This window comes from Methylophaga sp. (genome assembly GCF_030651745.1).
In genome coordinates this window covers 40320-63116 of record NZ_JAUSCC010000062.1, presented here as the reverse complement: position 1 = coordinate 63116, position 22797 = coordinate 40320, and the positions used below count along the sequence as shown (strand labels likewise).

22 protein-coding genes are annotated in these 22797 nt (G+C 47.3%); 12 read left to right on the top strand and 10 right to left on the bottom strand.

Going from position 1 to position 22797, the window contains the following annotated elements:
• Position 1: 1 nt before the first annotated feature.
• Positions 2–1237, bottom strand: coding sequence for a type II secretion system F family protein (locus Q7V21_RS07680; RefSeq protein ID WP_304916720.1), 1236 nt, complete (start codon positions 1235–1237; stop codon positions 2–4).
• A gap of 3 nt (positions 1238–1240) precedes the next feature.
• Positions 1241–2959, bottom strand: coding sequence for a type IV-A pilus assembly ATPase PilB (pilB, locus tag Q7V21_RS07675; protein WP_304916719.1), 1719 nt, complete (start codon positions 2957–2959; stop codon positions 1241–1243).
• 146 nt (positions 2960–3105) lie between these two features.
• On the opposite strand from pilB, the gene Q7V21_RS17900 reads away from it, so the two are divergent.
• The 6 genes from Q7V21_RS17900 (at position 3106) to Q7V21_RS07650 (ending at position 7344) form a co-directional block, all read left to right on the top strand.
• Complete coding sequence (locus Q7V21_RS17900; protein WP_370654051.1) at positions 3106–3234, top strand: lipoprotein; 129 nt, start codon at positions 3106–3108, stop codon at positions 3232–3234.
• Between the two features lie 4 nt (positions 3235–3238).
• On the top strand, positions 3239–4492 hold the full coding sequence (lysA, locus tag Q7V21_RS07670) for a diaminopimelate decarboxylase (protein ID WP_304916718.1): 1254 nt from the start codon (positions 3239–3241) through the stop codon (positions 4490–4492).
• A 4-nt stretch (positions 4493–4496) separates the two neighbouring features.
• On the top strand, positions 4497–5345 hold the full coding sequence (gene dapF, locus Q7V21_RS07665; RefSeq protein ID WP_304916717.1) for a diaminopimelate epimerase: 849 nt from the start codon (positions 4497–4499) through the stop codon (positions 5343–5345).
• Entirely contained in the window at positions 5321–6031 is a 711-nt protein-coding gene (locus Q7V21_RS07660) for a DUF484 family protein (protein ID WP_304916716.1), read from the top strand. The genes dapF and Q7V21_RS07660 overlap by 25 nt, the downstream gene beginning before the upstream one ends.
• A gap of 1 nt (position 6032) precedes the next feature.
• Positions 6033–6929 carry a tyrosine recombinase XerC gene (gene xerC / locus Q7V21_RS07655; RefSeq protein WP_370654052.1) on the top strand — a complete coding sequence of 299 codons (897 nt, stop codon included), beginning with the start codon at positions 6033–6035 and terminating at the stop codon, positions 6927–6929.
• Positions 6930–7080: 151 nt separating this feature from the next.
• Positions 7081–7344, top strand: coding sequence for a hypothetical protein (locus tag Q7V21_RS07650; RefSeq protein ID WP_304916714.1), 264 nt, complete (start codon positions 7081–7083; stop codon positions 7342–7344).
• A 182-nt stretch (positions 7345–7526) separates the two neighbouring features.
• Here the strand turns inward: Q7V21_RS07650 and polA are convergent, their stop codons facing one another.
• Positions 7527–10247 carry a DNA polymerase I gene (gene polA, locus Q7V21_RS07645; protein WP_304916713.1) on the bottom strand — a complete coding sequence of 907 codons (2721 nt, stop codon included), beginning with the start codon at positions 10245–10247 and terminating at the stop codon, positions 7527–7529.
• Between the two features lie 93 nt (positions 10248–10340).
• On the opposite strand from polA, the gene Q7V21_RS07640 reads away from it, so the two are divergent.
• Genes Q7V21_RS07640 through hldE form a run of 4 tightly spaced genes read left to right on the top strand, consistent with a single transcriptional unit; the run spans position 10341 to position 14196 of the window.
• Positions 10341–10670, top strand: a complete 330-nt coding sequence (locus tag Q7V21_RS07640) for a DUF2782 domain-containing protein (protein WP_304916712.1) — start codon at positions 10341–10343, stop codon at positions 10668–10670.
• A gap of 27 nt (positions 10671–10697) precedes the next feature.
• Entirely contained in the window at positions 10698–11654 is a 957-nt protein-coding gene (locus tag Q7V21_RS07635) for a homoserine kinase (RefSeq protein WP_304916711.1), read from the top strand.
• A gap of 28 nt (positions 11655–11682) precedes the next feature.
• Entirely contained in the window at positions 11683–12720 is a 1038-nt protein-coding gene (gene waaC / locus Q7V21_RS07630) for a lipopolysaccharide heptosyltransferase I (protein ID WP_304916710.1), read from the top strand.
• Positions 12721–12750: 30 nt separating this feature from the next.
• Entirely contained in the window at positions 12751–14196 is a 1446-nt protein-coding gene (hldE, locus tag Q7V21_RS07625) for a bifunctional D-glycero-beta-D-manno-heptose-7-phosphate kinase/D-glycero-beta-D-manno-heptose 1-phosphate adenylyltransferase HldE (RefSeq protein ID WP_304916709.1), read from the top strand.
• Between the two features lie 120 nt (positions 14197–14316).
• Here hldE and Q7V21_RS07620 read toward each other — a convergent pair whose 3' ends face one another.
• The 7 genes from Q7V21_RS07620 to Q7V21_RS07590 form a co-directional block, all read right to left on the bottom strand.
• A complete protein-coding gene (locus Q7V21_RS07620) occupies positions 14317–14826 on the bottom strand; it encodes a flavodoxin (RefSeq protein ID WP_304916708.1) in 510 nt (169 codons plus the stop codon).
• 83 nt (positions 14827–14909) lie between these two features.
• Positions 14910–16013, bottom strand: coding sequence for a magnesium/cobalt transporter CorA (corA, locus tag Q7V21_RS07615; RefSeq protein ID WP_304916707.1), 1104 nt, complete (start codon positions 16011–16013; stop codon positions 14910–14912).
• Between the two features lie 112 nt (positions 16014–16125).
• Complete coding sequence (locus Q7V21_RS07610) at positions 16126–16932, bottom strand: class III extradiol ring-cleavage dioxygenase (RefSeq protein ID WP_304916706.1); 807 nt, start codon at positions 16930–16932, stop codon at positions 16126–16128.
• Between the two features lie 164 nt (positions 16933–17096).
• Positions 17097–17597, bottom strand: coding sequence for a hypothetical protein (locus tag Q7V21_RS07605; protein WP_304916705.1), 501 nt, complete (start codon positions 17595–17597; stop codon positions 17097–17099).
• A gap of 317 nt (positions 17598–17914) precedes the next feature.
• On the bottom strand, positions 17915–18721 hold the full coding sequence (locus Q7V21_RS07600) for an aldo/keto reductase (protein ID WP_304916704.1): 807 nt from the start codon (positions 18719–18721) through the stop codon (positions 17915–17917).
• On the bottom strand, positions 18718–19917 hold the full coding sequence (locus Q7V21_RS07595; RefSeq protein WP_304916703.1) for an FAD-dependent oxidoreductase: 1200 nt from the start codon (positions 19915–19917) through the stop codon (positions 18718–18720). Before Q7V21_RS07595 ends, Q7V21_RS07600 begins: the two co-directional genes overlap by 4 nt.
• Positions 19914–20477 (bottom strand): SIS domain-containing protein, encoded by a 564-nt coding sequence (locus Q7V21_RS07590; RefSeq protein WP_304916702.1) that lies wholly within the window; start codon positions 20475–20477, stop codon positions 19914–19916. The genes Q7V21_RS07595 and Q7V21_RS07590 overlap by 4 nt, the downstream gene beginning before the upstream one ends.
• Before the next feature lie 115 nt (positions 20478–20592).
• Here Q7V21_RS07590 and rfaP point away from each other — a divergent pair, with 115 nt between their 5' ends.
• Positions 20593–21393: a lipopolysaccharide core heptose(I) kinase RfaP gene (gene rfaP, locus Q7V21_RS07585; RefSeq protein WP_304916701.1), complete on the top strand. Its 801-nt coding sequence runs from the start codon at positions 20593–20595 to the stop codon at positions 21391–21393.
• Positions 21394–21397: 4 nt separating this feature from the next.
• Positions 21398–22777, top strand: a complete 1380-nt coding sequence (locus Q7V21_RS07580) for a lipopolysaccharide kinase InaA family protein (RefSeq protein ID WP_304916700.1) — start codon at positions 21398–21400, stop codon at positions 22775–22777.
• Positions 22778–22797 lie beyond the last annotated feature (20 nt).

Here is a 22797-nt window from a genome sequence, read left to right as displayed (position 1 = left end):
CTTAAACGACGGCGCCGAGTTTGAAAATCGGCAAGTACATGGCAATAACCAGCGTACCGATCAGCACACCGAGGAAAGCCATAATAAATGGCTCCATTAAGGCGGTCATGTTATCTACTGCATCATCTACTTCACGTTCAAAGAAGTCGGCTACTTTGGCGAGCATGGCATCCAGTGAACCGGATTCTTCACCGATAGACACCATCTGCACCACCATATTGGGAAACAGCTCGGTATCGGTCATGGCTTTGTTTAACTGAGTACCGGTGGAAATATCATCACGCATTTCCAGAGTGGCTTCGTTATATACGATATTACCGGTGGCCCCGGCTACCGAAGTCATGGCTTCCACCATCGGTACACCAGCTTTAAACATGACCGAAAAGGTTCTGGCAAAACGGGCAATCGCACCTTTGGTTAATACATCACCAATGACGGGTAGTTTTAACAGCATTCGATCCATAAAGTGCTGGATCTTGCGCGAACGTCTGCGGGCCGCCATAAAGCCCATTACCGAACCAATAATGCTGCCGAAGATTAACCACCAGAAATCCTGGAAAAACTGCGAAATACTGATAACCATTTTGGTCAGACCGGGTAAGTCAGCACCAAAACCGGTAAATAATGCCTGAAACTGTGGAATAACAAAGATCATCAAAATGGCCGTTACAATAAACGCTACAACCATAATGGCAGTCGGGTAAACCAAGGCTTTTTTGATTTTGGATTTCAGTGCTTCGGTTTTTTCCTGGTAGGTTGCAATCTCATGTAACAAGGCTTCCAACGTACCGGATTGTTCACCGGCATTAATCAGGCTGATGTACAAATCATCAAAATGTAACGGGAATTTGGCTAACGACTCCGCCAGGCTGGTACCGGATTCCACATCCGCTTTAATCGACAGAATCATTTCCTGCATGCTGGCATTTTCATGGCCTTCACCAATGATTTGCAGTGACTGCATCATCGGTACACCAGATGACATCATAGTCGCCAGCATTCGGCTGAAAATCGCGATATGAACTGGTTTGATTTTGGGTTTGCGTGGAGCAAATAAATCTTTGGGCTTGCGGCGCACCTTGCCAGGCGTAATACCCTGGCGGCGTAAATCGGCGCGAACAGCCTGAACGCTTTCACCAGCTTGCTCACCTTTGACTTTACGGCCTGATTTGTTGGTGCCTTGCCAAATAAACAATGTAGGCAGATCGGCTTTTTTAGGTTTGCTTGCTGTGGCCACGGTTTATTCCTTAATGACGCGGTTAATTTCTTCCAGACTGGTTAATCCGGCCATCACTTTTCTCAGACCAGAGGTACGCAAATCGGCAATGCCCTCAGCTTTTGCCTGATCCGCTAATTGCATGGAATTACCACCTTCCATGATCAGCCGGCCCATTGCATCGGATATTGGCATCACCTGATAAATACCGACCCGTCCTTTATACCCCTCGGTGCAATGTTCGCAACCTACAGCACGGTAAACTTTGAAATCTGTCGCAATTTGTTCGGGAGTGTAACCTTCTTCCATCAAGGTTTCTTTTGGCAGGGTCTCCGCCGCTTTGCAATGCTGACAAAGCCGACGTGCCAGACGCTGGGCAATGATCAAGGTGACCGCAGAAGCAATATTGAAAGCAGGTACACCCATATTGGCCAGACGGGTAAGAGTTTGTGGCGCATCATTGGTATGCAATGTGGAAAACACCATATGCCCGGTTTGTGCGGCTTTAATGGCGATTTCGGCTGTTTCCAGATCGCGGATCTCACCGACCATGATGACATCGGGATCCTGACGCAGGAAGGCTCTTAAACACTCAGTAAATCCCAAGCCAATCTGCGGATGCACATTGACCTGATTGATACCTGGAAGATTGATCTCCGCCGGATCTTCTGCGGTAGAAATATTGCGATCATCTGTGTTGAGAATATTCAGTGCGGTATACAGCGAAACGGTTTTACCACTACCTGTCGGACCAGTTACCAGCACCATGCCATAAGGTTTGTGCATGGTTTCCAGGAAGATTTTTTTCTGATCTTCTTCATATCCCAATGCATCAATACCGAGCTGAGCACTGGTCGGATCCAGAATACGTAAAACGATTTTTTCACCAAACAACGTCGGGCAGGTACTGACACGAAAATCGATGGCTTTGGATTTGGATACTTTGAGTCGCATCCGACCATCCTGTGGGACACGGCGTTCAGCAATATTCATTCGCGACAATACTTTGATACGAGCGGCAATACGTCCACCTAAAGCAACCGGTGCGGTTTTGGTTTCATGCAGAATGCCGTCAATACGTACCCGTACCCGGTATTTCTTTTCATAAGGTTCAAAGTGAATATCCGATGCACCGGCTTTAATCGCTTGAGTCAAAATACCATTGATAAATCGGACAACCGGTGTGTCATCAATATTCTTGTCAGTGAGTTCCGAGCCGCGATCACCATCATCATCAGGGCCTAAATCAATATCATCCAGTTCGGCATCATCAAAATCATCCAAAACCTGATTTTTGTTATCCAGGGCTTTTTCGATAGTGACCGATAATTTTTGTTCATCAACAAGAACAGGGTAGGTGTTGAGTGCGGTATTAAATTGGAATTCGTCGAGAGCTTGCAGATTAGTCGGATCAGACACCGCCACATATAAACGTTTGCCACGTTGAAATAACGGCAGAGCATTATGCTGACGAATCAATTTTTCCTGAAACAGGCTGGTTGGAGCGAGCTCCATGTTCATGCTGTCGAGATCAAACAGTGGCACGCCGAACTCTTGAGAGGCAATGGCGCCTATCACATCACTTTTAAGTAATTTGTTGTTAACAAGATAGGTCACGAAGGATTGTGAAGCCTGTTTGGCCGTCACCTGGGCAGTCTGTGCCTGTTCTTCACTCAGCAACCCTTCACTTACTAGTCGCCTAGCAAGACCGCTTAGTCTGATTGGTGCTGTCATATTTGCCATTACTGGACGGGATTCCTTAATATAATGCCTAGATTCAATAGCGCTAATAGTATGTAAGTTAAATAATAAATTCTAGTTTCCAATGTGGGCCTGTCGCGGATATTCCTGTGTATACTGCCTGCCATTAATGCATCGGGGAAGACATCATGCGAAAAATACCTGGCTGGAAAGTTCTGGCTCTTGTTCTGTGTACCATGTCAATACTGGCTTCATGCGGTTTGAAGGGGGATTTATACCTACCTGAAGGTCAAGCATACACAGTGAAGGTTTCCTAAAAACATGCAAGATTTTTTCACACAAAAAGACGGTGAGTTGCATGCTGAGCAGCAATCGCTCACAGAATTAGCGGCGCAGTTCGGCACACCGACCTATGTCTATTCCAGAGCAGCACTCGAACAACATTGGAAAGCCTTTGATGATGCTTTCAGTGCCTATCCACATTTAGTCTGTTATGCCGTCAAAGCCAACTCAAATCTTGCCGTGCTGAATGTGCTGGCGAGATTAGGTTCTGGCTTTGATATTGTTTCTGCCGGTGAACTGGCAAGGGTCATCGCGGCTGGTGGTCAAGCAGAGAAAACAGTATTTTCCGGTGTTGGTAAAACCGTTGAAGAAATTGCCTATGCACTGAAAACCGGAATCCGCTGTTTCAATGTTGAATCAGTTCCAGAGTTACAGCGCATCAGTGAAGTTGCGGTCAGCCTTGGCAAAACTGCCCCGATCTCTATCCGGGTCAATCCCGATGTCGATGCGCAAACGCATCCGTATATTTCGACCGGTTTGAAAGAAAACAAATTTGGTATTGCCATTGATGATGCACTGGCTGTTTATCAACAGGCGAACGCATTGCCGAATCTGCAGGTGATTGGCGTAGATTGTCATATCGGTTCCCAGCTGACTTCAGTTTCACCATTTGTTGATGCTTTGGATCGGGTGTTGGCGCTGATTGATGCGCTGGCCGAGCAGGGTATTACCATTAAACATCTGGATATTGGTGGCGGATTGGGCATTTGTTATCGCGACGAAACACCACCAACTCCGGCTGAATACGCTAAAGCCATGCAAGTACAGTTAAAAGATCGCGATCTGGAAATCATGCTGGAACCTGGCAGAGCGATTGCCGGTAATGCCGGCGTTTTGCTGACCAAAGTGGAATATATTAAAGCCGCTGAAGCCAAAAACTTTGCCATTGTCGATGCGGCAATGAATGATTTATTACGTCCGGCCTTATATCAATCCTGGATGGCGATTGAAGCGGTTAAGCCTCGTGTTGGTGAGGCCGAACAAAACTTTGATATTGTCGGTCCAGTTTGCGAAACCGGCGACTTTTTAGGCAAAGATCGGAGTCTGGCAATCCAAAGCGGAGATTTATTGGCGATCCGTTCTGCTGGAGCGTATGGTTTTACCATGAGTTCCAATTACAACTCACGGCCAAGGGCAGCAGAGATTATGGTTGATGGCGCAACCATGCATGTTGCGCGTCAACGAGAGTCGGTTGAAAGTCTTTATGCCGGTGAGCAGATACTGCAGGATTAACCATATGTTGAAATTCAGCAAAATGCATGGCCTGGGAAATGATTTTGTGGTCATTGATGCCATCAATCAGTCTGTGCAGCTGACGACTGAGCAAATCCGTTTTATGGCCGATCGGCATGTCGGTATTGGTTGTGATCAACTGCTGTTAGTAGAAAACAGCGATATGAAAGATGTCGATTTCCGTTACCGGATTTTTAATGCCGATGGCGGAGAAGTATCCCAATGCGGTAATGGCGCACGTTGTTTTGCTCGTTACGTTCGTGACAATGGGCTGACCGACAAAGATTCAATCGCTGTGGAAACTGCTTCTGGAGTGATTTATCCGACCTTGCAGGTGGATGGTCAGGTCTGTGTTGATATGGGCAAACCACGCTTTTCACCAGAACAAATCCCTTTCCAAACAGCTGAAGCCAGCAATACCTATATGCTGGTGGTCGAGCCTGGTCGACAGGTCGAGATAGCAGCACTATCTATGGGTAATCCCCATGCCGTTTTATTGGTTGATGATGTAAATAAAGCACCGGTCGGTGAATTGGGTCCAAAAATAGAAAACCACAAACAGTTTCCTGAGCGGGTCAATGTCGGTTTTATGCAACTGATTGACCATGAACATATCAAACTCAGGGTTTATGAACGTGGTTCAGCCGAGACAACGGCCTGTGGCACCGGTGCCTGTGCGGCGGTGGTCAGTGGTATTCGTCGTGGTTTATTGGGTCGCCAGGTCAGTGTGTTATTACCCGGAGGCACATTAGAAATTAGCTGGCCGGATGAAGAAGCCTCAGTCTGGATGACCGGACCGGCACAACATGTATTTGATGGAGAAATTGCGTGGGCAACACTCAACAATCTGTAAGCGCTGAACAAGTCAGTGAATTTTTACGGCAGCACACAGATTTTTTAATCGATCAGCCGGATCTATTGTCTGAGCTGGAATTCGAAAAAACACCTGCAGGCACGATTTCGCTGGCTCAAAGACAGCGAGAGCAATTGCGTCAAAAAAATCAGCATTTGCATGATCAATTGCATGCCTTGATTGATAACGCACATAGCAATGCCGCGCTGCAACAGCGCGTACACCAACTCTGTCTGCGGTTGATGGATTGTCAGGATCTGCAAAGCCTGCTGGCCACATTGATTCAACAGTTACAAGAAGAATTCTCTGCCGACGAAGTGGCATTAAGACTGTTTTACAGTGGCGATCAAAAACCGAAGTTACCCCCGGTTGAAGCCAATATTGCCGAGCTGCATGCCGATGACAGCAAGCTGAAAGCCTTTGATCATATTCTGACAAAACAGCAGCCGGTTTGTGGTCGACTCACCAAAGCGCAGAAACAATTACTGTTCGGTGAAAAGGCCGAAGCAGTGCATTCGGTAGCCTGTTTACCGTTAGGGCACACGCCTTGCGCCGGTTTACTGGCCATTGCCAGCAGTGATGCCAATCGTTTTCATGCCGATATGGGCACCGAATATCTGAGCTTTCTCGGCGAAGTATTTATGCGGTTAATGCGCCGTTTCTGCCACGGACATAATGACAGCTGAGCTGCAAACACCGCTGCAGGATTTTCTGCAGTATCTGGAGCAACAGCGCCGGGTTTCACCGCATACTGTGCTTAATTATCAGCGCGATTGTCAGCAGTTAGTTGAATATTGTAAGCAGCAATCATTTAATGACTGGCAACAACTCAAACCCGCAGATATCCGACTGTTTATTGCTCGGCTACATCGCCAAGGTTTAGGTGCCCGCAGTATTCATCGTTTACTGTCAGCTGTTCGCAGTTTTTATCGCTATCTGCTCAAAGAAGGATTGGTCGATCATAATCCAGCACAATCCGTACAAGCCCCCAAAGCCGAAAAACGCTTACCGAAAACCCTCGATGTAGACCAGATGAATTCACTACTCGACAGCACCCCGGCCGATACTTTTGTCGCCTGTCGGGATCGGGCGATTATGGAATTATTCTATTCTTCCGGTTTGCGACTGGCAGAGCTGGCAGCGCTCGATTTACGTGATGTCGATTTCGGCCAGCAACTGGTGCATGTGATAGCCGGTAAAGGCAATAAAGGGCGGATTTTGCCGATTGGTGGTAAAGCCATTGATTCGCTTAAAACCTGGCTTGATAAACGCGACCAGAACGGCCTGTATCAACAACCCGCATTATTCACTACCCAACAGGGCAAACGGCTTGGGGTACGCTCCATTCAGCAACGTTTAGCTTTCTGGGGGAAAAAACACGGTATCTCTGAGCATGTTCACCCACATCGACTGCGACATGCATTTGCTTCGCATATGCTGGAATCCAGCAGTGATTTGAGGGCCGTGCAGGAGTTATTGGGACATTCAGATATCAGCACCACGCAGGTCTATACCCATCTGGATTTTCAGCACCTTGCGAAGGTTTATGATGCCGCGCATCCTCGGGCTAAAAAGCGTTCTTGAGAACTGTATTAGCTATAGAGCACAGAACTCAGAGGTTGCTTCCTAAATCCCCTTTTGTGCTGACGAGTAGCGCAGGTTTATCTGGATAAGGATTGGTCAGTGTCTGAGCGCAGCGAGTTTTGACCAATCCCCAGATAAATCGAGCAACGCAGTGGAGCCGCAGGCCAGCACAAGGGGTGCCCTTGGGTTGTTAGGGGCTTGGGCACGCAAGCCCCTGACTCGCGAGAGCGAAAGATCTGCTTACTTTAGGGAAGAGCATAATTTCGCCTTAGGGCGAGTTCATTTTCTTTGCTTGCCCAAAGAAAACGAACCAAAAGAAAAGGCACCCCTTGTGTTGGCCTACGGCTCCCCGAAAAAAATGGCCATCGCAGGGAAATCGAAAAAACTCGCTTCGCTCAAACATTCCGATTTCTAATCCTGCGATAACCATTTTTTCCGGCAACACAAAAGGGGATTCAAGGGAAGCCTTTGGGATCTGTGCCCTTTTCTAAATCCCTTCTTAATTTCTATCTAAAAATCTGCGTCCATCTGCGTAATCTGCGGATAAATCGCTTTTAAAGCTCCGCGCCTTCAGTGTCTATGTGGTTAATTAATCAATTAATGCGCCTGTTCCCAATTATCCCCAACCCCAATCCCTACCTCTAACGGCACCTTGAGTTCAGCAGCTTTGATCATGAACTGTTCAATTTCTTTCTTGGCCAGCTCAAGTTGATCATCGGGTACTTCAAACACCAATTCATCGTGTACTTGCATGATCATGCGGATGCCAGTGTCGGCTTTGAGCAGCCAGTCATGAATGGAGATCATTGCGCGTTTGATAATATCTGCCGCGCTGCCTTGCATCGGAGCGTTAATCGCGGTGCGTTCGGCGTATTGGCGGCGCAGGCCATTGCTGGAGTTAATTTCCGGCAGATATAAACGGCGGCCGAAAATGGTTTCGACGTAACCATCTTTTTTGGCCTGCTCACGGGTGTTATCCATGTAATTTCTGACACCGGGATAGCGTTCGAAATAGGTGTCCATATATTTGGCGGCCTGATGACGTTCGATGCCGAGTTGCTTGGATAAACCATGGGCTGACATGCCGTAGATCAGACCAAAGTTGATGGCTTTGGCACTGCGGCGTTGATCGCCGGTGACATTTTCGGCAGCAACACCAAAGATCTCGGCGGCAGTATGGCGGTGAATATCTTCGCCTTCAGCAAAGGCGGTCAATAGGCTTTTATCGCCGGATAAATGCGCCATGATGCGCAGTTCGATTTGCGAGTAATCGGCTGCGAGAATCTTGGCACCTTTGCCAGCCACAAATGCTTCACGGATTTTACGGCCAGTTTCGGTACGGATCGGAATATTCTGTAAATTCGGATCGGAAGACGATAATCGTCCGGTGGCGGTGACGGCCTGATGATAAGAAGTGTGTACACGGCCAGTCTGTTGATTGACCTGTTGTGGCAGTTTGTCGGTGTAAGTGGACTTCAGCTTACTTAAACTGCGGTAATTCATAATGATTTGCGGCAGTTCATAACCGTCATCAGCCAGTTCCTGCAACACATTTTCAGCGGTAGATGGCTGACCTTTCGGAGTTTTCTTACGAACTGGCAATTGCTGTTGATCGTAGAGAATTTCCTGTAATTGCTTTGGTGAGCCTAAATTGAATTTCATGCCAGCCGAAACATGGGCCTCTTTTTCCAGCCGATCAATATCTAGCGCCAGCTGATCGCTTTGTTGCTGCAGCATAAAAATATCGATATGCACGCCATTACGTTCCAGTGTGTTCAGCACCGGCAGCAACGGCATTTCCAGTTCACGATACACTTTTTCCAAGGACGGAATCGCCTGCACTTTGGGCCACAGGATGTGATGCAGTTGCAAGGTGATATCGGCATCTTCACAGGCATACGGCGCGGCTTCTTCCAGACCGATTTCATTAAACGTCAGTTGTTTTTTGCCTTTACCGGCGATGTCTTCAAAATGAATGGTGCTGCGGTTCAGATATTTTTCTGCCAGAGAATCCATATCATGGCGGGTGGCGGTGCTGTCGAGCACATAGGATTGCAACATGGTGTCATGGGCAATGCCCTGCAAATCAATGCCATGGTTGAGCAGAATATGCCGATCATATTTCAGATTCTGGCCAACTTTCAGTGCTTTTGGATCTTCCAGCAAAGGTTTAATCAAAGCCAGTGTGGCATCAAAATCCAGCTGTTCGGGCGCTCCCGGATAATCATGTGCCAATGGCAGATAGGCTGCTTCGCCAGCCTTAATCGCAAATGACATCCCGACAATTCGTGCCTGTAGATAATTGAGGCTGGTGGTTTCGGTATCAAAAGCAAATAAATCGGCTTTTTTGAGTCTATCCAACCAGTTATCGAGCTGCTGTTGGGTCAGAATGGTTTCGTAATGAGTTTCTGTTGTTGTCGCGGGCTCATCGGTTTTTGTTGGCGACGCAGTTGCAGTTACTGGTGCAGAGTTTAATTCCTGAAGCCAGCTTTTGAACTCATAACGACGATACAGCTCTGCCAGTTTTGTGTTGTCAGCTGGTTGCATATCCAATGTTTCAGGCGTGAAATCCAGCTCGACATCCATTTTGATAGTGGCTAGCAGATAAGACAGTGGTAAATCATCGACTGCCGCACGTAACTTCTCGCCCAGCTTGCCTTTGACTTCATCGGCATGTTCGATAACGCCCTGCAATGTGCCGTATTGTTGTAGCAGTTTGGTCGCGGTTTTCGGGCCAACACTGTCAACACCAGGGATGTTATCCACCTTGTCACCCATCAGCGCCAGATAATCGACAATTTGCTGCGGTGTCAGGCCAAATTTTTCCTGCACTGCGGCGATATCGGTTTTAGTATTGTTCATGGTGTTGACCAGCGTCACGTGCTCGCTGACCAGTTGTGCCATATCTTTGTCGCCGGTGGAAATAACGGTTTCAATACCGGCTGCGGTGGCCTGTTTTGCCAGTGTGCCAATCACATCGTCGGCTTCAACATTATCAATACACAACAATGGCAAGCCCATGGCTTTAACGATTTCGTGAATAGGCGCGATTTGTTCGCGCAAATCATCCGGCATTGGCGGGCGTGTTGCTTTGTATTCGGCATACAGATCATTTCGGAAAGTCTTGCCTTTGGCATCAAACACCACGGCCATATGTTCCGGTTGATAATCGCGGATCAATTTACGCAGCATATTGATAACACCATAAATGGTGCCGGTGGATTCACCGTCGCTGTTGGTCAATGGCGGCATCGCATGATAAGCGCGATACAAATAAGAAGAGCCATCAACGAGTATAAGTGGTGCAGTTTGAGTCATAGTTCACAAGGCCTGAAAAAAGTGGCAAACAGATTGCTTTTATCATCGTAGCGGAAATGCTATCTTTATCGGAAATTTAGTGGAGCTAAAGTCATGTTTAAACCGTTCGCCATTGTATGCGCAATCAGCGTGATGATCACAGCAAGTGCTTGGGCTGCCGGTCCAGACTTGACTGCACCTCCAGTAATTCCACCACCGTTGCAGGATGGCGAAAGCATCGAGCCTGAAATTACCATCATTCAGCAAGAAGATCGCACCATCGAAGAATACCGCGTCAACGGTCAGCTTTACATGATCAAAATTACTCCTGATATCGGCCCAGCGTATTACCTGATGGATACCGATGGTGATGGTTCACTGGAAACCAAAAAGCATAACCTTGCCAATCCGGAAGTGCCGAACTGGATCCTGTTTCAATGGTAACAAACACTCCCGCTAACTGAGATTTTCATGTCTGTTTATACCGAAGTCGGGCGCGATGAATTAATTGCGTTCATCGGCGAGTATGCGGTTGGTAATCTGATTGATTACCAGGGCATATCTGCCGGAATCGAAAACACCAATTATTTTGTGACCACCGATCAGGGCGAATTTGTGCTTACCCTGTTTGAGCAGCATGAATTTGCCGAATTGGATTATTTTCTTGAAGTCATGACGTTTTTCTTCAAGCATGGCATTCCTTCCGCCCATCCTGCTGAAGACAAGCAGGGTAATTACCTGAAATCCTTATGTGGCCGTCCGGCAGCGTTAGTTATGCGTTTGGCAGGACATACAGTGGATGACATTGCGACACTGGGACAATGCGAAGCGATTGGCGATATGCTGGCGCAAATGCATCTGGTGGGAGAGAAATTTAAACATCGCCGGGCAACACAACGCGGTGCAGACTGGCGTCAATCGATGGCTGAAACCCTGTTGCCGCATATGTCTGCAGAGCAGGCAGACATGCTCAAGGCCGAGCTGGATTTTCAACAACATTACAGTGATCTGGAATTACCATGGGGCGTTACTCATTCGGATTTATTCCGTGATAACGCCTTGTTTGTGGACGACCAACTGCAAGGCATTATTGATTTTTACTTTGCCTGCGATGAGTTTCTGATTTACGACCTGGCCGTTGCTGTTAATGACTGGTGCGTTAACGAAAATGGCCTGATTGATAACGAACGCTATCAGCGTTTGATGAATGCCTATCTGCAACGCCGTCAATTAAACGAGGCCGAACAGTCCAACTGGAATCTGGTTTGCCGTGCAGCAGCTTTACGCTTCTGGTTATCACGGTTGCAGGATCAGCTGTTCCCGCGTGAAGGCGAAATGACACAGATTAAAAATCCCGATGCGTTTCTGAAAATTCTGCAACAGCATCGCCACAACCCACTGTCTTTAAATACTTTGCTAAACGCTTGATGTTATTCCATCAGGCGTTTTTCCGTTTATGAAAGTGTTAATCATCAAGCTCACTTCCATGGGCGATTTAATGCATGCGCTACCGGCATTAACCGATGCGGCCAAAGCCTTTCCGGGTATTGAATTTGACTGGGTAGTCGATGAAGCGTTTGCCGAAGTGCCCAAGTGGCATCCCAATGTCCGTAAAGTCATCACCACCTCACATCGTCGCTGGAAAAAATCCGCATGGCAAACGCTGACAGGTGGTGAATTACGGCAGTTTTATCGTGAACTGAATCTGGATGATTATGATGCTGTCGTGGATATGCAGAATAATCTGAAAAGTGCGCTGGTCAGTAAATTACGCCGCGGACCGGTGTATGGCCTGGATAAGGAATCCTGTCGTGAACGCCCGGCCCATCTGGCCTATCAATATCCGATCAGCGTTAATCCGCAGCAGCATGCCGTAGATCGCATGCGACAAATCTTGTCCCAGGCTTTGGGTTATCCGCTGCCCAAAACACCTGCCAAATACGCCGCGAATTTCAGTAAATATCCATTACCAGAACTCGATTTTGCCTTACCAGAACGCTATTTGATGTTTGTGCATAATGCCAGTTGGCTGACCAAGCTCTGGCCCATCAACTTCTGGCAGCAATTGGTATTTCAGGCGCGAGCCGAAGGCTATGCGGTGCTGTTGCCTTGCGGCAATAACGAAGAATATCTACGCGCCCAGCAGATCGCCTCAGTCGATGATATGGCTTTTGCCTTGCCGCGTTTAGGGTTGAATGAAATTGCCGCCATCATGCATCGCGCGGCAGGTGCCGTTTGCAGTGATACCGGACTGGCACATCTTGCCGCAGTCGCCGGAACACCAACATTAACCTTATATGGTGCGACTGATACGGTGCTGATTGGCACCTATGGCAAACATCAAAAGCATCTGGTCAGCGAGTTTAACTGCGCGCCCTGTTATAAACGTAAATGCCCGCTGCCAGCTTCACGCAATGGTGAACCCGTGTGTATGACCGAGCTGACACCGGAAATGGTTTGGCATGGACTGCAACCGCTTTTAGCCGCACAATAACCGCTTTCCCTAATCAATAAATCAAACGTTATGAAAAATGCATTCCCGGATTTTCGGCAGGCCAATGTTGTTGTCATTGGCGATTTGATGCTGGATCGCTTTTATTTCGGTAAAACCAAACGCATCTCACCCGAAGCGCCGGTGCCGGTGGTTAATATTGAACGACTGGAAGATATTCCGGGTGGTGCCGCCAATGTTGCAATGAATATTGCTTCGCTGGGTGCCAAATGCAGTTTGTCAGGCATTACCGGTCAGGATGAAGCGGCTCAGGTATTAATACAGCGATTAAGCTCTGTCAGCATTCACTGTGCATTTCATCAAACCACTCAACATCCGACCATCATCAAATCACGCATTATCAGCGCCCATCAGCAATTGTTACGTATGGATTTTGAAAGCCGTTTCACTGTGGAAAGCGGTGAAGGCATGAGCGATAAAGTCGCGCCATTGCTGGCGAGTGGCGGGGTGATGATCCTCTCAGATTACGACAAAGGCACGCTGCACGATCCACAGCATTGGATTGCGCTGGCCAAATCTAACCAGATGACCGTATTGGTTGATCCTAAAGGTAATGATTTCAGTAAATACCGTGGCGCGGATTTAATCACGCCAAACCTCACCGAGTTTGAAGCGGTGGCCGGTGAAATTCAGTCCGAAGCGGATTTAATCGCCAAAGCCAAAAATCTGATTGCCGACTATGACATCAAGGCCGTATTAATCACCCGTAGTGAACAAGGTATGTCGCTGATTACCAACGACAATACCGAGTTTCATTTACCCGCCATTGCCAAAGAAGTCGCCGATGTCACCGGAGCAGGGGACACCGTTATTGCTACTCTGGCGGCGGCACTGGCAGCCGGCCAATCATTACAACAAGCTGTGACCTTAGCCAATGTGGCGGCCAGTATCGTGGTCAGTAAATTGGGCACATCCACAGTCAGTGAACCGGAACTGTTTGCCGAATACCAACGTCATCAAGGTACTCATCAAAGTGACCATTCGTTTGCCGGTGCCGTCACCGTTGAACAACTGAAAATCGCCGTTGATCAAGCCAAAAAACGTGGTGAGAAAATCGTCTTTACCAATGGCTGCTTCGATATTCTGCATGCTGGTCATGTCAGCTATCTGCATCAGGCGCGCGCTCAGGGCGACAGATTGATTGTTGCCATCAACTCCGATGAATCCGTCACCAAACTCAAAGGCAAAGGCCGTCCGATTAACACAGCGGATCGCCGTCAGATCGTGTTGGCAGGTTTGGCCGATGTGGATTGGGTCACTGTCTTTGAAGGCGATACTCCAGAAGCCCTGCTCAGAGAGATTCAGCCGGATATCCTCGTTAAAGGCGGCGACTACGATAAAAAAGGCGTAGTGGGCTGGGAAATCGTTGAAGGCTACGGCGGTGAAGTCAGAGTCATGGGCTTAACTGAAAACTGCTCCACCACGGCCATTGTCAATAAGATCCATCAGGATAGATAAAAGAAATTTATCCGTTGGCAATTAGGGGCTTTTGGTAGGTTGGGTTGAATACAATGAAACCCAACAAATCTCGGAAATACAGGCTGAAAATGTTGGGTTTCGCAAGCTCAACCCAACCTACTACGATAAAAATGCCGGTTTAATCTGTTCGCACCACTGTTCAACGCGTTGGGCTGTGAGTTCTGGCTGGCAGTCTTCATCCAGTGCCAGGCCTACAAACGAAGTTTTGTCTTCGGTAAGCGCTTTTGATGCTTCAAAGTCATAACCTTCTGCGGGCCAGTAACCCACCACATTGGCGCCTTTAGCGACCACTTTATCGTGCAGCATACCCATTGCATCCAAAAACCACTCTGCGTAGGCAAACTGATCGCCCATTCCCACAAAAGCGACGGTTTTATTAGTGAAGTCGGCGGTATCAATCTCATCCCAGACATCTTGCCAGTCGGCCTGAACTTCACCATAGTCCCAGGTGGGCAAGGCAAAAATAAGTTTGTCGAAATATTCTATGGCCGCTAATCCGGCATCTTTCACATCAAATAATTCTGCTTTATCAGCGCCAAAAAATTGCTGAATTTTCTTGGCAGCGTCTTCGGTATTACCAGTTGTTGACCCGTAGACAATTGCAACCATGATGCACCTCTTGGAATAACACAAAGATGCAAATGATAATTATTACTATTTAACAGGTCAACCTAAACTTGCAAACTATTTTGCTAAAACCAGCCTTTGCGTTTGAATAAGGTCAGCATTCCAATACCAATGGTGAGCAACAGCAGCAGTATCATCGGGTAGCCATATTGCCAACCCAGCTCTGGCATATTCCAGGGGCTGACTTCAGGATCAAAATTCATCCCGTAAATGCCGACGACGAATGACAGAGGAATGAAGATGGTCGCAATCATGGTTAGCATGCGCATGGCTTCGTTAAGCTGGCGATTCTGAGTCGAAATCAGTAGCTCCATCACCGCCACACTCATATCGCGGTAGCTCTCCACCATATCCAATATATGTGCGGCGTGGTCGGCACAGTCACGCAGATAATAGCGGGTGTTTTTGCCGATAAGTTTCTGGTCTTCACGCATTAACGAAGCAATCGCATCGCGTTGTGTCCATAACGAGCGACGCAGGAAAACAAGCTCACGGCGTGACTCATGCAATCGATCCAATAAATCGGCTTGCTTGGGGTTGGAAACCACCTGCAGTTCCAGTTCCTCAAGTTCCTGAGCATAACCATCCAGCACAGGAAAAGCCTGATCCACGACTAAATCGACTAATGCATAAAAGAGGTAATCCACCGATGAAGATCGGATACGTCCACCCGGACTGGTCTCTAGACGTTTACGCACCGGAGCAAAGGTATCTTCGCCAGCATCGTCAATGCTGATAACGAAATCCTTGCCCAGAAACAGACTGACTTGCCTAATCGCCAGTTTGCGTCCCACCCAGTGTGGACGTTGCAAAACCAGGAAAAGATGGCTGTCATAATCCTCCAGCTTGCCCCGCTGACCTGCATGAATCACATCCTCAAGTGCCAGACGATGCAACTGAAAATCTTTTTCCAGTACCTCAAGTATTTCTGGTGAAGGTCGGCCATGCATCGATAACCAGCGTTTTTCACCTTCCACAGGAGCTGCAAGCGCCTCGGTGAGAGACACATCCGACTCAAAACGGTAATCATCAGCCTTATAGATCAATAGATCAGCTTTTACCGTTGATGCCACCGCCGCTTGACCCGCTTCCAGTATTCCCGGCGGAGTGCCTGGCTCGTTGTAATGTTTGCCGAAATAATTCACTGAACCTTTTGGGCTACTACTCATCGTATCCTTAAGTCTCCTGGTCATGTTTTTCCCGCCCCCAAATTTAAATAAGATTAACCCGTCTCGATAAACCAGCTAAACATAAGGCACAGAGAAATAACAGATGTTGTTGCTAATGATCCGTCCACAGATACATGCTCGCTTTTTTATTGAGCACCTGTAATTCATAAGATTGTGGACACGCCGACTCGGCAAATCCATAACAGACGTGAAGCGGCAGCAGGTGTTCCTCTCTCGGGTGGCAATAACGTGCAAAAGGGGCAGACTGCCAATCGATCAACCTTTGTTTTCTGGCATCTTCTGTCAGCGTTAGATCACCACAGGTTTCAAGTAACCAGGCCTCAAATGACGCATTCATGTTTTTCGTTTCAGCCGTCTCCGGCGTGAAAAAAGCCCGCATATTGTGAAATGAAAACCCGGAACCTATAAGCAGCAATGATGGGTCACTGATTTTTTGTAGAGCCTGTCCCATCTTGATATGCATCGCAGCATCCAGGTTGTTGACTAAAGACAACTGCACGCAGGGGATATCCGCTTCCGGATACATGATGGTTAACGGCACAAAAAGCCCATGATCAAAACCCCGATTGCTATCCAGTTTTGTTTCAAGGCCAGCCTCATTCAACGCTTCAGCCATGGACTTTGCTAACGGTGGATTCCCCGGACAGGGATATTGAATCTCATAGGATTCTTTGGGAAACCCGTTGTAATCATAAATAAGCGACGGATTTTCACCCGAAGTAATAGTTGGGGAAGCTTGCTCCCAGTGAGCACTAACCACAATAATCGCCGATGGACTTTCAATGGTTGCCGCGATATTTTTCAAACAACCAACCATCTCCTCATGACCTTCATCGCCCAGCAGCGGCATAGGGCCACCACCATGAGATAAATATAAGGCTCGACGTTGATTGTTCATTGGGATTCCTCACTAATAAATAAACCACAGACTTGGAGGGAACAGGGGTTTTAAAGAAATCTATCCGCAGATTACGCAGGGTCGCAGATTATTAGGATATTTTTGGCAGGTTGTTGGGTTTCACAAGCTCAAACCAACATACCTTGCTGATCCCTGGAGGTATTTTAATGGATTGATTCTTCTTTGAATTTTTTCAGAAAAATTTCTAATGGCATATCTCCATGCCCAATCAGTCTATCCTCGTACATATAAGCACCTTCTATTTTTCTTGGAGGGTTGCCAGTGAAAAGTAACAAAACGCCGTTTCTGCTACTAGAGCCTACGCTTGGGTAGTAGTCTTCCTTCTCGACTCTATCTCCGACTTCCAAAGGTATTTTTATAGCGTTCTCCTTGGTTAGTATCTTTTCCACATAAGCTTCCTTATGGCTATCTTCACCATCTTTAAATCTAACTAGAGCCATGCCGGATATTTCAGGGATTTTTTCGGAGAGCGTCAATTTTCTCCATTTTGTTTGATCTTGGTAACTTGCTTCTTCAGCATCGGTTGAATCGATTGGTGTAAAAGTGAACTTGGAGGAAACAACGCCAACAACTCCGATGACAGTAATAATGCCAATAGTAAAGCCAGCTCCAAATATAAATCCTTGAAATAACTTTTTTAACATTCTGCATTCCCTTGTAATGATAATGACTTAGATAAATCCATAAATATTAAAATAATGAAGCATAAGTTGATTGGTTTTCAATCTAATAATGATTTGAAGTCTGTTGTATTACGAATTCTGTTTAATCGACCAAGAAAAATTAATATTGGTTTGAGGCGGTAGAAAATTTTGCATGAGGAATAAAAGAAGAAGCTTCCCTTTTATTGTTTTTCTGCATTTGTTGGGGTTCGTTGCATTCACCCCAACCTTCTCTAAAAATCTGCGTCCATCTGCGGATAAATACTTATAAAGCCTCTGTGCCCTCCGTGTCTCTGTGGTTAATTACTTTCAAACGCTGCAATAGCCTTAGCTACATTATCCACAAGATGCACCGGATTAATCGTACCAATCACCACACTGGCCACCGCCGGATTAGCAAAGATCATTTCAAAGCTGGCAGTGACGCTGTCTTTTGTCGTATTGGCAGGCAAATGCCCACTGGCAAAGGCTTTTTTGATAAACACCGATTTATTTTTTTCAGCTGCAGCATCCAACACTGCTTGTTCGCCTTGATAGGCTAGGTTATGCGTGACCATGGCAATATCAGCTTGATCTAATGTCAGCAGGCCGCCTTCAACGGTTTTGGTGGACATACCGGTGGCCAAAATCAAGCCTTGTTGCTTGAGTTGGTTTAAGGTTTCCAATGCTTTGTAGTGTTCAATGACAGGCACATCGTTGCCATCAGAGTGAATCAGCACTATCTCAATCTGATCGCGGTTGAGGAGTTTCAAACTGTTTTCAATGCTGCGTTTGAGGCCATCGGCTGAGAAATCAAAAGACGATTCGCCGTTGTCGCTGTTAAACAATTCACCGGCTTTGGAGCAGATAATCCAGTTATGCGGCAGTTGTGGTAGTAATTCACCGAGACGTTGTTCGCTGTTGCCGTAGGCGGGAGCGGTATCAATCAGATTGATGCCTAAATCCCACGCTTGTTGCAGTAAAGCGAGTGCGGCTTGGTCATCGGGAATGGTAAATGATTCGGGGTATTTAACGCCTTTATCGCGACCCAGTTTGACGGTGCCAAGTCCCAACACAGAAACATTCAGTTGGGTGCCGGGAATCGTTTTCTTTGGCAGCTTGTTCATTGATTAAATGCCCGATCCCAAAGTGGTTCGGCCAGTTGGGCCAATGGCAGAATATGCTGATCTGGATGGGCTGTTTTTTGCACATTTTCTTTTGCCAGTGCTTCGATAACTTTATCAGCCAGGTCTGGTGAGAGCGCCAATTTGGTCGGCCAGGCAATATGCAGATTGTTATGACTGCTGACATAGGCGCTATCGGGACGTGCGAAACCGCTTTGTTTGGGTTCGGCGCGATTGACGTTATGGGTAGTCCAGTCCAGTTCTGGCAAAGTAAACCACGGCAGGATTTGTTTGAGTAAAGCTATCGCTTCTTCGATCAAAACGTCTGGATCTTTGCCGACACCTTCTTCAGCGATATTACCGCCGAGATACCAGACAATATTGCCGCTTTTATCGGGATGACTGCTGATGGTGGCAATCGGTTTGCTACCACTACCAAGGCTATGGGCGTAAATCTGCGGTAAGGGATTGGCTGGATCTTTGGCTTTGCACAGCAGCATTTGCAAAGGCCGTTTTTGCATTTTTGGTTTGCTCAGCTGCAGGCTTTGCAATAAATCACCGGTGCCTTCACCTGAGGTTAAAACAAATTGCTGTGCCTGAATTTCCAGCTCATCACCAAAGCGCATGGCGGTGATATTGCCATCCTGTTTAATCCATTCGGGTGTGCTGGCAGGTATTTTTAAGATATTCGCCGAATACGGTTTGATCAGCTCTTTGAGCAAACTGGCGACATCCAGCACCGGTTCATCCAATTGGTATAGCGCGCCTTTAAAACCGTCATCGGCAAACAGACCACTGCGCTCGGATTTAGGAATATTCTGCATCCGGCTTTGCAGTGCCTTGCTGGCAAAAAATGACACCATTTTGGAGGACAGGCTTTGCGTGGACCAGAGCAGTTGATGTTCGGTAAACACATTGACGCTGGATAAATCGATTTCGCCATCGCCTTGCAGACAGGCTTTCCAGCGGGCGGGCATAGTGCTGAGGGTCTGTGCGGCATTGGATAAAATGCCATTTAACGCATATTTACTGCCGCCATGAATAATGCCCTGAGCACTCAGCGTCTGGGCATGACCTATTTTCTGATTTTCCAGTAGTAGACAGTGATAACCCAGCTGGCTCAGGCGATTATGCAGCCATAAACCGGCAATGCCCGCGCCGATAATGACGACGTCTGAGGTGATGACTTTCTGACTCATGCTTTGCTGAGTTTCTCGTCCAGCGCTTCACATAACCAGTGACCAATCAGAATATGGCCTTCCTGAACCCGGGCGGTTTCGGTCGCGGCAACACACACGCAGTGATCGGCAATGGCTTTAAGTTGTCCGCCACTTTGGCCGGTAAAGGCAATCGTCGCGCAACCAGCTTTTTTTGCCGTATTAATGCCGTTAATCACATTGGCACTGTTACCCGAGGTGGATAAGCCAATCGCTACATCGCCGGGTCTGGCCAGAGCCTGAATTTGACGATCAAACACGGTTTCAAAACTGTAATCATTGCTGTGGGCAGTCAGAATTGAGGTATCGGTGGTCAGCGCAATCGCGGCCAGTGGCCGGCGATCTTCTTTATATCGAATGACAAATTCCGCGGCCAGATGCTGGGCATCCGAAGCGCTGCCGCCGTTACCGAAGAACAATACTTTATTGTCTTTCAGCACGCAGTCGCTGATAAGGGCCAGTAAATCATTCAACTGAGGCTCCATTTCAAACAAGCTTTCAATCATCTTCTGGTGACGCTGCAAAGTGGATTTAAATGACACGGCTTACCTCATATCGGCTCTGGTGGTAGTATTTGTGGTTTCCTGCAAACAGTGTAACAAAACGCTGTGCGCGTTCGCACAACTCACTGCTTGGCAAAGCCTTTAGATAGCCTTAATGAAAAAGAATTCCTGTTATTTGCGACAAGATTTAGCACAGGCCTGGGCCGATAAGCCGGTATTCGATGTGCTGGCAAACATTGATGGCGATATCTTTCGTGATAAAGAAGGCCGCCGCACCTTGCGCTTTGAGCTTAATGGTCGCTCGTATTTTCTGAAATATCATCAAGGTGTGGGCTGGTCGGAAATCATCAAAAATCTGCTGCAATTGCGTTTGCCGATCATCAGCGCGCGTAACGAATGGCAGGCAATTCAATTTCTGGAAAAACACGGCATCGACACGATGACCTTGGCTGGGTATGGCGAGAAGGGCGTTAATCCGGCTACATTACGTTCATTTGTAATCACCGATGATCTAATCAATACCATGAGCCTGGAATTTGTTGGCGAGCAGTGGCAACAGCGACCACCAAGCTTTGCCACCAAGCAGGCTTTGATTCGCAAGCTGGCAAACATGGCGGGCACCATGCATAAAAACGGCATGAACCATCGCGATTTTTATCTGTGTCATTTCCTGCTGGATGAACGCTTTGCCGAAAACAATACCTTTGACGATAAAACGCCGGTGTATCTGATTGATTTGCATCGTGCGACTGTTCGACGTAATACGCCGAAACGCTGGCAGATAAAAGATTTGGGCAGTCTGTATTTTTCGGCTTCCAGAGTGCCATTAACCAAACGGGACAAGTTACGCTTTATGCAGATTTATTCGGGATTGCCTTTGCGCATGGTGCTGAAAGAGCAAGCAGATTTGTGGCGTGAAGTCGAACATCGCGCGCAGAAGTTGCTGGCGGAATAACACTATGGTCACTGCACAGACCTTATTAACAGAACTGCCTTCAGCATTTCCGGTTGAGCTTGAACTGGGTGGGGCGACATACCAGATTCAGTCGGTGTTACGTTTTCTGGCAGGGCGGCGAATTGTGCTGCATGCCAGCAATGACAGTGGCGAGTTTGTTTTAAAGTTATTTGCGGCTAAAGGCAAAGGCCAGCAGGAATATAAACGAGAATTGGCGGCGCACCAGCATTGTATGCAAGCCGATATTAATGTGGCGCCGATACTGCAAAATGCTGAAGATCAGCAGGGCGTCAGTTTTATTGTCTATGTCTTTCTTCCGAAAGCGGTCACATTGAATGCTTTGTCAGAGGAGGAGTTTCCACTGACGGCCTTATTCGATTTATTTGGCCGTTGCCATCAACAGCAGTGTTATCAACAGGATCCACATCTGGATAACTTTGTGCTCTCCAATAACACTTTATATTTATTGGATTTAGCCTCAGTGGTAATGCAAAAGAAACCGCTGAAGATGGTGACTTGCCTGAATAATCTGTCGCGGTTGATCGCGCAGTTTCCATTGGAACAGCAGGAATGGCTGTTGAATGCATTGCCAGGGTATTTCGCTGCCCGAGGCATGGTGTTGGATCCGATTGTTGAACAACAGTTGCTGGGAAAGGTCAGTAAAGCCCGACTTTATCGGCAAACGCATTATCTGAAAAAACAGTTTCGTGCCTGCACCATGACGCGATATCAAAAAGGCCTGATGATGGAAGCCGCTTGGCGTGGCAATTTATCTGCAGCATTATCAGACCGTCCGCTTGCCGCATTGAATCAGGCCATGCAGGATGGAATCGCCTTGAAAAAAGGCAATTCTGCCACGGTGGTACAAAGTGAGCTGGCAGGACAGCCGGTGGTTATCAAGCGTTACAACATGAAAACGCCCTGGCATTTTTTAAGGCGCTGTCTGCGAAAAAGCCGAGCCAATGTGTCCTGGTACAATGCCAATCTGCTGGAATATCTGGACATTGCCACTCCGCGACCATTGGGCTTTGTGGAACAGCGATTCCTTGGACTGCGGCAAAAAGCGTATTTTATCAGTGAGCAGATTGCCGGGCGCTCATTGGCAGATTTAGCTGATGCTGAGATTCAGCAAGCTGACATGCTGCAGCAAATCAGCGAATTATTTGAACAATTACATCGACATCATATTTATCATGGCGACTTAAAAGCGACGAATGTGCTGGTCGATCAGCAGCAGAAAATCTGGCTGATTGATTTGGATGCCATGCAACAAATCACCAAAACCGGTTTTGGCCGGTTACATAAAAAAGAACAGCAGCGATTTTTACGTAATTGGCCGGTAGGTGAAACGCGACATCTGTTGAGCAAAGCAATCAAGGTATAAGGTCACAACGTTGTGTTAAT